Genomic DNA, 12,529 nt, shown 5'->3' on the forward strand with positions numbered 1-12,529 from the left:
TAGCCCCCGAAACGGCCTGCAACAATGACCCTGGGCAAAATAAATGGCGTTAAGTCCCGCGCGGCGGCGCGTTGGACGAAGTGGGGAAAATGCCTCTCCCCCGCATTCGGGAGAGAGGCCGGGCATTACAAGATGCCTTTCATGGTCTTCTCGAAATCGCTCCAGGCGCAGAAGCCGTCTTTATCGATCGGGCAGCCTTTCAGCGCCAGCGTCACGCGCTGCGGCGGGGTTTGCAGCGTCAGCGGCGTCGCCTTGCGCAGCTGTTCGGTGGACTGATAGACGTACTCGATCTTCAGCAATTCACGGCTGTTCTGCGCGTCGCGCCAGCGCTGGAACACCAGCTTGCCGCCGATCGGCGTTTTCTCGTACTGCTGCGGCAGCTGATACGGCTGGAACTGCATGGCCGACAGCAACGAGGCGATATTGGAATCGTGGCCGACCAGCACCGTCAGCTTCGGCGCGTCCGGTTTGCGCTCGCCCAGCAGCGCGTTGTTGATGTAGGTCAGCAGCGGCTTGGCGACGTTTTGCGCCACCACCGGCGAGGTGAACAGCGAATCCTGATAGCCGTCTTTCAACTGCGCCAGCTGCTTCCACTGCTGCGGGGTGACGATTTTGCCCCAGGCCACCTCTTTCATCGGGAAACCTTCGTAGTACTGCAGCATAAAGGCGTCCACCAGCGAGTTGCCCACCCGCAGCGGGCCGGAGACGCCCGGCTCTTTGCCCGGCACCGCGCTCATCACGCTGGCTTCTTTGGTCAGATCGCAGTGTTTGTCGGTCTTGCAGGCGGCGGAATCCTTGTAATCGATGAGCTTCGCCAGCTGTTGGTAAGAGGCGTCCAGCTTCAGCGATCCCAGCGCGGCGTTCATCGCCGCCAGCGCCTGCTGGTTGAAGGCTTCGCTGGTGTCGGTGATGATCGGGTTGAAAGTCGGATCCATCTCGCCCATCTTGTCCTGATGGTGCACGCTGACGTCGCAGCCCGGGAACGCGCCGTTGCTGAAGAACTGCGCGGTGGCCACCGTGCGCTGCAGGCTGTTGGCGTAGACGTACACGCTGCCGGCGGTCGGGCAGCCCTCTTGCGGCAACAGGCCGGTCTGCTTCAGCCAGGCGTTGAAATAGTGCCCCATGTACACTTCCAGCACCCCGCCCTTGGTGGTCAGCTGGCCGCCCGGCGTTTCCCAGGCCGGCCAGGCCTTCGGCGTGGACTGCGCCAGCACGCTGCCGTTGTTGGCCAGCGGCGCGCGCAGGTTATGGCGGCTCATCACCAGCACCTGTTCCAGTTGATAACCGCCGGCGTCCGCCAGCGCGTTCCCGGTAAATAACAAAGGCAGGCACAGCAATAACGTTTTTTTTCTCATCCGCAGAGGCTCCCGGAAAATGATTATTTTTAAGGTGTTAGCGTTTGCCTGCGTATGATGGCGGGGTTAGTGTGACAAGTGTGTGACAGGCTTCACGGGAAAAGATCGTACCAGCGGCCACCGGGCGGCGGCCGCTGTAGTTCAACTCAGTACCACAGGCTCATGATCGGCCAGCCGATCAGCAGCAGCGCGGCGATGTACACCACGCCGAGAATGCCGCCCAGGCGCCAGTAGTCTTTCGACTTCACATAGCCGCAGCCGTAGATAATCACCCCCGGCCCGGTGGCGTACGGCGTCAGCACGCCCATGATGCCGATCGACAGCACCAGCAGCATCGACAGCTGCTCCATCGGCACGCCCGGCAACCCTTTGCCGACCGCCAGGATCACCGGCAGCATGGTGGCGGTGTGCGCCGACAGGCTGGCGAACAGGTAGTGGGCGAAGTAGAACACCAGCACCAGCGCCACCACCGTCATGTTCGGCGAGAAGCCGTCCAGATGGGTGCTCATGGTCTGGGCGAACCAGTCGATAAAGCCGGAGCGCGTCAGGCCGTTGGCCATCACCACCAGCGTCGCCAGGTTAACCAGCGTATTCCAGGCGCTGGAATATTTGGTGATTTCTTTCCACGACACCACGTGCAGCGCCAGCATCAGCGACACCGCCAACAGGCACACCGCGGTGGCGTCCAGCACCTTGCCGCCGAACACCCACAGGCACAGGCTGAGCAGCACCAGGCCGATCAGGGTGTATTCCTTGCGCGTCAGCTTGCCCATTTCCCCCAGCGCGGTATCCGCCCAGGCGGCCACTTCGCTGCTGTGGGTCACGCCCGGCTTGTACAGATAGTAGGAGATCAGCGGCGCGATGATCAGCAACAGCAGACCGACCGGCAGGAAAGCCAGGAACCACTGCATCCAGCTGATGTGCACCCCGGCGATCTTGCCGACGAACTCGATGCCCAGCACGTTCGGCGCGGCGCCGGTGACGAACATCGAGGAGCTGATGCTGGTGCCGACCACCATCATCCACATCAGGTAACCACCGATGCGGCGCGAGGAGGGATCGTTAGGGAAGGAATCGAACAGCGGCGGCAGGTTTTTCACCACCGGGAACACCGTGCCGCCGGTGCGCGCGGTGTTGGACGGCGTGAACGGCGCCAGCAGGATATCGATGATCACCACCGCATAGCCCAGCGTCAGCGTGCGCTTGCCCATGAATTTTACCAGGAACAGCGCGATGCGCCGCCCCAGCCCGGTGGCCTCGTAGCCCAGCGCAAAAATAAAGGCGCCGAACACCAGCCAGACGGTGGTACTGGAGAAGCCCGCCAGCCCCCATTTCAGCGCCTCTTTACCGGCTTTGAAGCCCGGCTCCGCCAGTTCCTGCGCGCCGAACAGCACCCAGTTGGCGCTCAGCACGCTGACGGTCACCGCGATAAAACTGATGGCGGTGGCCGGGATCGGCTCCAGAATCATGCCGACGATCATCGCCACGAAGATGGCGAAGTAGTGCCACGCCTGCGGCGGCATGCCGTCGGGCACCGGTATCAATAACAGGATCGCGAGCACCGCCAGCGGCGCTATCGCTTTCCAGATCTTTTCCTGGGTTTGGGACATAGGGACTCTCCTGAAGGCTTGGTTATTATTCTTGGGCACCCAGCTGCGCCAGCAGCCAGGTCACTATCAACAAGTCGGCGCTGCCGCCGGGGCTGAGGTTGCGGGCAATGCAGTCGGCATCGAAGCGCCGCAGGCGCGCCAGGCCCGCCTCCCCGGCCGAACCGCCCTGCGCCAGCAGCAACGCCGCCCGGCGCCGTAGCCAGCGCAGTCCGTGCATGCCGCCGCGCGAGGCGACGTTGGTGTCACCGTTGTGGGCCATCAGCCACAGCAGACTGTCCAGCAGCGCCCGCTGTTCGTCGCCGTCGGCGGCCAGCCGTTGCCGATACAGCGGCAGCGCGCCATCCAGCACCAGCCGAAAACCGGCCTCCGCCTCGCCGCGCGCGCCGCTGAGACCGTAGGCAGCGAACAGCCGCTGGCCGGCGGTCTGCCCGGCGTTGTTGCGCCGCAGCTCGCGGTCCACCAGCCCCCGACACATCGCCGCCGTTTCGGCGCACAGCGCCGCTGCGCCGATGGCGCGCCCCTGCTGCTGCAGGCGGCCAAAGGCGGCGCACAGCAACCCGAGCGAGAACACGCTGCCCTTGTGGGTGTTAATGCCGCCGGTGGCGCGAAACATCTGGTTTTCGCAGGCCAGGCCGAGCGGCCGCAGCCGCGCCAGCTGCTGTTCTGCCGGCAAAGCCGCGTCTTCCCGTCCGCGTTGGATAAAGCGCGGCAGCCACACGCCGATGGCGCGGGCGCTACGGTAAAAATGCCCGAGATCCATATCGCGGTGGGCGCCGGTGTTATGGCGATCCACCAGCCCCGGCTTGGGCGTGAGGTTGACTTCCACCAGCAGCGCGCGAAAGGCGGCGCGGGCGAAGTCGCAGGCCGGTTCGGCACGGCGGGCAGGCAGATTAATCGGCAGAGAGCGCATCGTTGAACATCCTTTCCATTTCATGCAGCAGCTGCTCGCTGCTATGCCGCCGCTGGCGGGCGCAGATCTTGGCCGGTTGGCCACACAGCAGGCAGCGCCGTTCCGGCAGGCCGATGTCGCGGCGCGACAAAATGCGCCCCTGCGTATCCAGCACGTCGATGTCCCACAGCCGGCCGATCGGGCGGCTCACCTCCAGCTGCATGGCGCAGTCCTTCACCCGCTGGGCATCGGCGCGCAGCGCCACAAACCCTTCGCAGCCGGTGGCGAGCGCCAGCGCCTCGGCCTGCGGGCTGGGCCAGCCCTGTTCGGCGCACAGCCGCAGCAGCGCCTCCCAGCCGAGGTTGAAGATGCCGCGCGTCAGCGCGCTGTCCTTCACCGGGCCGGGGACGACCAGCGTCAGCACCAGCAGCGTGCACTGGTGCTGCGCCAGCCACGCCTGCTGGCGCGCCTGGCGGCATTCACGGCTGGTGAGCAGCTCCGGCAGGCTGACCGCGCGTTCGGCGGCCAGTTGAGGATCGACGGCGGCCATCGGTTACTCCGCCACCTGATGCACCACGTCGATCACCGAACCGTCGCGGTAGCGCACCACCGCCACCACCTTGTCGGTAAAGGCGATCGGCTGCGGTTCGCCGGTCAGCTGCAGCGCGCGGGCGCGCAGCCAGTCGATGCTCACCACCTCGAGCCCGGCCTCCCGCAGGCGCTGCGCCAGCTCCGGCCGCGCCGGGTTGACGGCGATGCCGTGGTCGGTCACCAGAATGTCGATGCTGGAGCCCGGCGTGACGCAGGTGGTCACCTGCTCCACCAGCGTCGGGATGCGCCCGCGCACCAGCGGCGCGACGATGATCGCCAGCCGCGCGGCGGCGGCGGTGTCGCAGTGGCCGCCGGACGCGCCGCGCAGCACGCCGTCGGAGCCGGTCAGCACGTTAACGTTGAAGCCGGTGTCGATTTCCAGCGCGCTCAGCACCACCACGTCGAGCCGATCGACCGAGGCGCCCTTGGAGCTGAAGTTGGCGTACTGGTTGGCGCTGATTTCGATATGGCGCGGGTTGCGCGCCAGCGAGGTCGCCGCCGCCCGATCGAAGCTCTGCACGTCCAGCAGCTTGCCGATCAGCCCTTTCTCATGCAGATCCACCATGGTCGAGGTGATGCCGCCGAGGGCGAACGCGGCGCGAATGCCGCGGGCGCGCATCTTGTCCTCCAGGAACCGGGTCACCGCCAGCGAGGCGCCGCCTGTGCCGGTTTGCAGCGAAAACCCTTCGGTGAAGTAGCCGGAACCGGCGATCACCTCGGCGGCGCGGCGGGCGATCAGCAGCTCGCGCGGGTTCGAGGTCATGCGCGTGGCGTCAGCGCCGATCTTGTCGGCATCGCCCACCCGCTCCAGCTGCACGATCAGATCCACCCGATCCTGCGCCAGGCTGGCGGGATGATGCGGATACGGCACCAGCTGCTCGGTCAGCAGCACCACGGTGCCCGCCGCCTCGGCGTCCACCCGCGCATAGCCGAGCGAGCCGCAGCAGGCTTCACCGCTGTAGCCGTTGGCGTTGCCGAACTCATCGCAGGCCGGCACGCCGAGGAAGGCCACGTCTATCTGCAGCTCGCCGGATTCGATCAGGTTGACCCGGCCGCCGTGCGAGTGAATTTGCACCGGCTCCGCCAGCAGCCCGCGCGATACGGCGTCCGCCAGCGGGCCGCGCAGCCCGGAGGTGTAAATGCGGCTCACCACGCCGTGGCGGATATGCTCAACCAACGGCGCATGGCAGTCGGTCAGCGAGCTGGAGGCCAGCGTCAGGTTGCGGAACCCCATCGCCGCCAGCGTCTCCATCACCTGATTGAGCGTCAAATCACCACCGCGAAACGCATGGTGGAAGGAGATGGTCATGCCGTCCTGCAGTCCGCTGCGGCGCACCGCTTCCTGCAAGGAGTCGCACAGCTTGAGATCGCGCGGTTTGCGCGCCTGCAGGTTGGCTTTGGAAACGTCCTGATAGCCCGGCAGATCCGCCGGGTTGGCGAAGGTCATCAATCGTTGTTGGCGGTTCATCATGCTTCCTCCCCGTGCTGCGCCGGTTCTTCCCGTAAGCCGGACAGCGCGGCGCGCTCCAGAACCAGCCGGGCGCGTTCAATCACCGGGCTGTCGACCATTTTTCCGTTCAGCGACACCACGCCGCGCCCCTCCCGCTCCGCCGCTTCGGCGGCGTCCACCACCCGCTGCGCGTGCGCCACCTCTTTGGCGGTCGGCGCGTACAGGTTGTGCAGCAGCTCAATCTGGCGCGGGTTGATCAGCGATTTGCCGTCGAAGCCGAGCTGTTTGATCAGCGCCGCTTCCTGCAGGAAGCCGGCCTCGTTGTTGGCGTCGGAATACACGGTGTCGAACGCCTGAATGCCGGCGGCGCGCGCCGCCTGCAGCAGCGAGCAGCGGGCGAACAGCAGCTCAATGCCCTCCGGCGAGCGTTCGGTGCGCAGGTTGCGCACATAGTCTTCCGCCCCCAGCGCGATGCCGATAAGACGCGGCGAAGCGTGCGCGATCGCCACCGCGTTGGTGATGCCCTGCGCCGATTCGATCGCCGCCAGCAGCCCGGTGCTGCCGACCGGCCGGCCGCAGGCCGCCTCGATGGCGGCGATCTCGCGCTCCATGTCGACAACGTCCTGCGCGCTATCGGTCTTCGGCAGGCGCACGATGTCCGCGCCGCCGCGCACCACCGCCTGCAGGTCCGCCAGGCCGTAGGCGGAATCGAGCGCATTGACGCGCACGATGGTTTCCACCTCCTGGTACAGCGGATGCTGCAGCGCGTGGTACACCAGCCGGCGCGCCGCGTCTTTTTCACGCAGGATCACCGAGTCTTCCAGATCGAACATCAGCGCGTCGGCCTGGTAGATAAAGGCGTTGCTGACCATCGCCGCGTTGGCGCCGGGAACGAACAGCATGCTGCGGCGCAGCCGGGTTTTATTCAGCGTTTTCATCTTTCGCCTCCCACGGCAGTTGGCCGCCCTCGCAGGCGCGCATCAGCGCGGTTTCCAGCCGGGCGCGCAGCACGCAATCCAGCGCCCCTTTGTCGTCGACGATCACCTGCACCGGTTCCACCTCATAACGCTGCAGCACCTCCAGCAGGGTGCGGCGGATAGCCGCACCGAACTGTTTTTCCACGCTGCTGGCGATCAGCAGATCGTGCTGCGGCCCCTCGGCGGGCGCGATGCGCACCATGACATCGCTGGATTCCAGCGTGCCGGCCATTGCTTCTCGGATAATTTTCATCATTCACCTGATTGTGCGGACTCAAAAGGATGCGGGGCCGTCTTGGCCCGGCGCTGCGTTTGCAGATCCTGCAGGTAGTACAGGGTGTCCGGCGGCACCAGCGGCGCGGCGGCGTGGAAGTCCCCCGCCGCCAGCAGCTTGCGCACCCAGGAGGCGGAGATCGCCGTGCCCTGATATTGCAAACGCTCGATTTCCACCAGCGCGATCGGCGGGCTGGGCAGCGCCGGCGTTTCCAGCCAGTAGCGCATGTCGCGGTTGTATTTCGCGGTCACCGCGCAGAACGGCTCGTTGCCGACGAAGCGGTGCGTAATGCCCAGCGCGGGCGCCAGATACTGGCGGAAGATCTTCAGATCGATTTCGGTGTAACAGTCGTCGGCCACGCCCTGGTCCTTGATGAAGTAACAGGGGAAGGTGGCGCGCGAGATCACGTACTGCGAGCCTTCGTGTACCGTGAGGTTGGGGATGTCGGCAGTGCCGGCCAGCACCAGCCGGCGCCGATCTTCATAGCTGAAGCGCGAGGTGTTTTCCTTCACCAGAAACAGGTGCAGCCAGTCGCAGCGCTTGGCCGCCTGACGCACCAGATACTGGTGCCCGCGAGTGAAGGGGTTGGCGTTCATCACGATGCTGCCGATGGTGTCGCCCGGCCGGCGCTGGCTCGCCAGCTGGGCGGCGTAGCGCTTCAGGCGGCACGGGCTGTTTTCCATCAGCACCACGATGCCCGGCACGGTGGCAATCGGGTAGAAACCGCACTGGCGAAACAGCGGCTCGTTCTGCACCTTGGTGTAGATAAACAGCTGGGTGTGATGGCGCTCATAGGCCAGGTTCACCAGCTCGGTCGCCAGCGCCAGCGCCAAGCCTTCGCCGCGCATCAGCGGGCTGATGGCGACGCATTTGATAATATTGTCGGCGATGCCGCCGCAGGCGACCAATTTGTCGTGCTGGGTAACGGTAATAAATATTTCAACCGTGGTATCGATATTCAGATCGTTACTGCGCAAGAAGGCGCTTATTTCTGAAATCGCTTTATGATCCGATCGCTTTACCCGATTAAATACGGCATCGCCTAACATAACACGCTCTCTGGGTTAACTGGCAAACAACAAATGAAATACAAAAATGCATTTTAATTAACATCAGAAATGGCAATTAAAACCTTAAAAACCATGAAGATAAAACCACCCTCTCGTTCAATAAACCCATGGTAAGCAGAAAAAAAACGCGGATTATTGACCTATTTCACAAACCGATCCCGGTTAATAAGTTATTTAATGTTCTTTATTTGCTTAATTAATCTTATGGTGTTTATTATTGAGATAATCTTTATTTGGCGCCGCAATTCACTTACATTCACTTAGCATTTTTATTGCAATTACGGGTCGCACTATGGAATGGCTGAACATCCTGATCGTTGAAGACGAAACGCCGCTGGCGGAGATGCACGCGGAGTTTATCCGCCAGAACGGCGGCTGCCGCCAGATTTGGCTGGCCGGCACGCTGGCGCAGGCCCGCGCCATGACCGAACGCTTCAAGCCGGACCTGATCCTGCTGGACAACTTTCTGCCCGACGGCCAGGGCATCACCCTGCTGCGCGAACTGACGCTGAGCGGGTATCGTGGCGGCATCGTGTTCATCACCGCCGCCAGCGACATGGCTACCGTGGCCGAGGCGTTGCGCTACGGCGTGTTCGACTACCTGATCAAACCGCTGGCCTATGACCGGCTGAGCCAGACGCTGCAGCGCTTCAGCCAGCGCCGCGAAGCGCTGAAAGACAAGGCGCGCCTTAACCAGCGCCGCATCGACGAGATGTTCAACACCTACGCCCGCGGCGAACAGCAGGCGGCGCTGCCCGCCGGCATCGACGAGCTGACGCTCGGCAAGATCCGCGCGCTGTTCGCCGAGCCCGCCGCGCGCCACACCGCTGAAAGCGTTGCGCAAAAAATGGGGCTCAGCCGCACCACCGCGCGCCGTTATCTGGAGTTTTGCACCGCCGCGCAGCAGCTGCGCGCCGAGATCATTTACGGCAAGGTGGGCCGCCCACAGCGGATCTACCGTGCCGGCGAGCCGCATTAGCGGTTATTTGATCGCCCTTGCAAGGTTGCGTGTAACCGCTTTACTTTTTATGCGCCGGTCAGCATCTTGGTGAGCATCACCTAGCCGACTGGACGATCGCCGATGCCCGCTGAACCCCTAGCTTCCCTGTCCGAGATCCTCGCCCGCCGTGACTGGCAAAACCCCGCCTGCACCCACTACCGCCGGCTGGACGCCCACCCGCCGTTCGCCAGCTGGCGCACGGTGGAAGACGCGCGCGACGATGCCCCCAGCGCCAGCCGCCGGTCGCTGAACGGCGAGTGGCGTTTCAGCTATTTCCCGCGCCCAGAGGCGGCGCCGGAGAGCTGGCTGCAGCAAGATCTGCCGGACGCCGCCCCGCTGGCGGTGCCGGGCAACTGGCAGCTCGCCGGCTACGACGCGCCAATCTACACCAACGTGCGCTACCCGTTCCCGGTCGATCCGCCACGCGTGCCGGAAGACAACCCGACCGGCTGCTACTCGCGCGCCTTCAGCGTCGATCCGGCCTGGCTGGCCACCGGCCAGACGCGCGTCATCTTCGACGGCGTCAACTCGGCGTTCTATTTATGGTGCAACGGCCACTGGGTCGGCTATTCGCAGGACAGCCGCCTGCCGGCGGAGTTCGATCTCAGCCCGTGGCTGCAGCCGGGTGAAAACCGGCTGGCGGTGATGGTGCTGCGCTGGTGCGACGGCAGTTATCTCGAAGATCAGGACATGTGGCGCATGAGCGGCATCTTCCGCGACGTCAGCCTGCTGCACAAACCCGCCGCGCACCTGGGCGATGTGCGCATCACCACCCCGCTGCATGACGGCTTTACCCGCGGCGAACTGGTGGTGACGGCGCGCGCCAGCCGGCCCGGCCCGCTGCTGGTGCAGGTGCAGCTGTGGCGCGATGGTGCGCGGGTGGCCGAGCGCACCCAGCCGCTCGGCAGCGAGATCGTGGACGAACGCGGCGCCTATGACGATCGCGTCACGCTGCGCCTGCCGTTGGAACGCCCGGCGCTGTGGAGCGCCGAAACGCCCGCGCTGTATCGCGCCACCGTCGCCCTGCTCTCGCCCACAGGAGAAATTATCGAGGTGGAGGCCTATGACGTTGGCTTCCGCCAGGTGGAAATCAGCGGCGGGCTGTTGAAGCTCAACGGGCAGCCGCTGCTGATCCGCGGCGTTAACCGCCACGAGCATCACCCGCGCCACGGCCAGGTGATGGACGAGGCGACGATGCGCCACGACATCCTGCTGATGAAGCAGCACAACTTCAACGCGGTGCGCTGCTCGCATTATCCCAACCACCCGCTGTGGTATCGGCTGTGCGATCGCTACGGGCTGTACGTGGTGGACGAAGCCAATATCGAGACTCACGGCATGCAGCCGATGAACCGCCTGGCTGACGATCCGCTGTGGCTGCCGGCGATGAGCGAGCGCGTTACCCGCATGGTGCAGCGCGATCGCAACCACCCTTGCATCATTATCTGGTCGCTGGGCAACGAGTCCGGCCACGGCGTGAACCACGACGCGCTGTACCGCTGGGTGAAAAGCCAGGATCCGACCCGCCCGGTGCAATATGAAGGCGGCGGCGCCGACACTGCCGCCACCGACATCATCTGCCCGATGTATGCGCGGGTGGATCAGGATCAGCCGTTCCCGGCGGTGCCCAAATGGGCGATCGGCAAGTGGATCGGCCTGCCGGAGGAACAGCGGCCGCTGATCCTGTGCGAATACGCCCACGCGATGGGCAACAGCTTCGGCGGCTTTGAGCGCTACTGGCGCGCGTTCCACGCACATCCGCGCCTGCAGGGCGGCTTTGTCTGGGACTGGGTCGATCAGGCGCTGATCAAGCGCGACGAGCGCGGTGAGGAATTTTGGGCCTACGGCGGCGACTTCGGCGATACCCCCAACGATCGCCAGTTCTGCCTGAACGGACTAGTGTTCGCGGATCGCACCCCGCACCCGGCGCTGTTCGAAGCGCAGCGGGCGCAGCAGCTGTTCCGCTTCGCCTTCGACGCCGCCTCGCTGACGCTGACCGTCACCAGCGATTACCTGTTCCGCCACACCGACAACGAACAGCTCAACTGGCGGCTGGAGCTGGACGGCGTGGAGCGCGCCAGCGGCAGCCTCGATCTGACATTGCCGCCACAGGGCAGCGCCCGCTTTACCCTGCTCGACCGCCTGCCGATGCTGCATCAGCCCGGCGAGTTGTGGCTGAACGTGGAGGTGGTGCAACCGCAGGCCACCGACTGGTCCGAAGCGCACCACCGCTGCGCCTGGGATCAGTGGCGGGTGCCACGCGCGCTGCATCCCGCGCCGCCGCCGGCGCAGGGCGTGCCGCCCACGCTGATTGAAGACGATCAGGGGCTGACCCTCACCCACGGCGACCAGCGTTGGCGCTTCGAGCGCAGCAGCGGCCACCTGACGCAGTGGTGGCAGAATGAGCAGCCGCAGCTGCTGACGCCGCTGCGCGACGGCTTTGCGCGCGCGCCGATCGATAACGACATCGGCGTCAGCGAGGCGGACCATATCGATCCCAACGCCTGGGTCGAACGCTGGAAGCTGGCGGGCCTGTACCGGCTGGATGAGCGCTGCACGCGGCTGCAGGCCGATGTGCTGCAAAACGGCGTGCGGGTGGTGAGCGAACACCAGTTCGGCGTGGACGGGCAGATTTTGCTGATTAGCCGTAAACAGTGGCTGTTCGATGCTCTGGGCGCGGTGAGCGTGAACGTGGAGGTCGAGGTGGCCGATACTCTGCCGCCCCCGGCGCGCATCGGCCTGCACTGCCAACTGGCGACGGTGCAGCCGCAGGCGGAATGGCTGGGCCTGGGCCCGCACGAGAACTACCCGGATCGCCGCCTGGCCGCGCAGCACGGGCGCTGGCGCCTGCCGCTGGCGGATCTGCACACGCCATATATTTTCCCCGGCGAGAACGGCCTGCGCTGCGACACCCGCAGCCTGCGCTACGGCGGCTGGCGCATCGACGGCCGCTTCCACTTCTCGCTCAGCCGCTACGGCCTGCAACAGCTGATGGCCTGCAGCCACCAGCATCTGCTGCAGCCGGAAGCAGGCACCTGGCTGCACCTGGACGGCTTCCACATGGGGGTGGGCGGCGACGACTCCTGGAGCCCGAGCGTGCACCGGGATTACCTGCTCACCGCCGGCGTTTACCGCTATCAACTGCGCCTGCAACGGGCGCCCGAGGGCTAAATCTGCCAAAAAACTCAACGGGTTGCGCATTCTGTAAGCAAACAGTCACAGAATGTGTAATCCGCCTTTGACATGCCGACGGCGCCTCGCTATTATTCGCCCCGTTCCAACGATTCCTCTGTAGTTCAGTCGGTAGAACGGC

The 12,529-nt window shown here is 64.9% G+C and carries 10 protein-coding genes; 2 read left to right on the forward strand and 8 right to left on the reverse strand.

The features are described 5' to 3' along the window. Window positions 1-125: 125 nt before the first annotated feature. From agp to citC, 8 genes are all read right to left on the reverse strand, one after another. Window positions 126-1,355 (reverse strand): bifunctional glucose-1-phosphatase/inositol phosphatase, encoded by a 1,230-nt coding sequence (gene agp / locus MMS95_RS23755; protein ID WP_176062935.1) that lies wholly within the window; start codon window positions 1,353-1,355, stop codon window positions 126-128. Window positions 1,356-1,501: 146 nt separating this feature from the next. After that, a complete protein-coding gene (locus MMS95_RS23760; protein ID WP_015378437.1) occupies window positions 1,502-2,965 on the reverse strand; it encodes an anion permease in 1,464 nt (487 codons plus the stop codon). A 25-nt stretch (window positions 2,966-2,990) separates the two neighbouring features. After that, window positions 2,991-3,875, reverse strand: a complete 885-nt coding sequence (gene citG / locus MMS95_RS23765) for a triphosphoribosyl-dephospho-CoA synthase CitG (protein WP_004940819.1) — start codon at window positions 3,873-3,875, stop codon at window positions 2,991-2,993. Next, window positions 3,856-4,404, reverse strand: coding sequence for a citrate lyase holo-[acyl-carrier protein] synthase (gene citX / locus MMS95_RS23770; RefSeq protein WP_242142400.1), 549 nt, complete (start codon window positions 4,402-4,404; stop codon window positions 3,856-3,858). The genes citG and citX overlap by 20 nt, the downstream gene beginning before the upstream one ends. A gap of 3 nt (window positions 4,405-4,407) precedes the next feature. Next, entirely contained in the window at window positions 4,408-5,913 is a 1,506-nt protein-coding gene (gene citF, locus MMS95_RS23775; protein ID WP_076740670.1) for a citrate lyase subunit alpha, read from the reverse strand. After that, window positions 5,913-6,833, reverse strand: a complete 921-nt coding sequence (citE, locus tag MMS95_RS23780) for a citrate (pro-3S)-lyase subunit beta (protein WP_016927085.1) — start codon at window positions 6,831-6,833, stop codon at window positions 5,913-5,915. Before citE ends, citF begins: the two co-directional genes overlap by 1 nt. Next, complete coding sequence (citD, locus tag MMS95_RS23785) at window positions 6,817-7,125, reverse strand: citrate lyase acyl carrier protein (protein WP_004940811.1); 309 nt, start codon at window positions 7,123-7,125, stop codon at window positions 6,817-6,819. The genes citE and citD overlap by 17 nt, the downstream gene beginning before the upstream one ends. Next, complete coding sequence (citC, locus tag MMS95_RS23790) at window positions 7,125-8,195, reverse strand: [citrate (pro-3S)-lyase] ligase (RefSeq protein ID WP_046896435.1); 1,071 nt, start codon at window positions 8,193-8,195, stop codon at window positions 7,125-7,127. Before citC ends, citD begins: the two co-directional genes overlap by 1 nt. Before the next feature lie 313 nt (window positions 8,196-8,508). Here citC and dpiA point away from each other — a divergent pair, with 313 nt between their 5' ends. Both dpiA and MMS95_RS23800 read left to right on the forward strand, forming a co-directional pair. Further along, window positions 8,509-9,195, forward strand: coding sequence for a two-component response regulator DpiA (dpiA, locus tag MMS95_RS23795; RefSeq protein WP_004940807.1), 687 nt, complete (start codon window positions 8,509-8,511; stop codon window positions 9,193-9,195). Window positions 9,196-9,297: 102 nt separating this feature from the next. Next, entirely contained in the window at window positions 9,298-12,387 is a 3,090-nt protein-coding gene (locus tag MMS95_RS23800; RefSeq protein WP_242142402.1) for a beta-galactosidase, read from the forward strand. Window positions 12,388-12,529 lie beyond the last annotated feature (142 nt).

This window comes from Serratia sp. PGPR-27, assembly GCF_022678525.1.
GTDB lineage: Bacteria > Pseudomonadota > Gammaproteobacteria > Enterobacterales > Enterobacteriaceae > Serratia > Serratia nematodiphila.

What these genes read in the sequence shown, in the direction of transcription:
- agp (WP_176062935.1), bottom strand. Translation starts at nt 1,355, where the DNA reads ATGAGAAAAAAAACGTTATTGCTGTGCCTGCCTTTGTTATTTACCGGG.
- MMS95_RS23760 (WP_015378437.1), bottom strand. Translation starts at nt 2,965, where the DNA reads ATGTCCCAAACCCAGGAAAAGATCTGGAAAGCGATAGCGCCGCTGGCG.
- citG (WP_004940819.1), bottom strand. Translation starts at nt 3,875, where the DNA reads ATGCGCTCTCTGCCGATTAATCTGCCTGCCCGCCGTGCCGAACCGGCC.
- citX (WP_242142400.1), bottom strand. Translation starts at nt 4,404, where the DNA reads ATGGCCGCCGTCGATCCTCAACTGGCCGCCGAACGCGCGGTCAGCCTG.
- citF (WP_076740670.1), bottom strand. Translation starts at nt 5,913, where the DNA reads ATGAACCGCCAACAACGATTGATGACCTTCGCCAACCCGGCGGATCTG.
- citE (WP_016927085.1), bottom strand. Translation starts at nt 6,833, where the DNA reads ATGAAAACGCTGAATAAAACCCGGCTGCGCCGCAGCATGCTGTTCGTT.
- citD (WP_004940811.1), bottom strand. Translation starts at nt 7,125, where the DNA reads ATGAAAATTATCCGAGAAGCAATGGCCGGCACGCTGGAATCCAGCGAT.
- citC (WP_046896435.1), bottom strand. Translation starts at nt 8,195, where the DNA reads ATGTTAGGCGATGCCGTATTTAATCGGGTAAAGCGATCGGATCATAAA.
- dpiA (WP_004940807.1), top strand. Translation starts at nt 8,509, where the DNA reads ATGGAATGGCTGAACATCCTGATCGTTGAAGACGAAACGCCGCTGGCG.
- MMS95_RS23800 (WP_242142402.1), top strand. Translation starts at nt 9,298, where the DNA reads ATGCCCGCTGAACCCCTAGCTTCCCTGTCCGAGATCCTCGCCCGCCGT.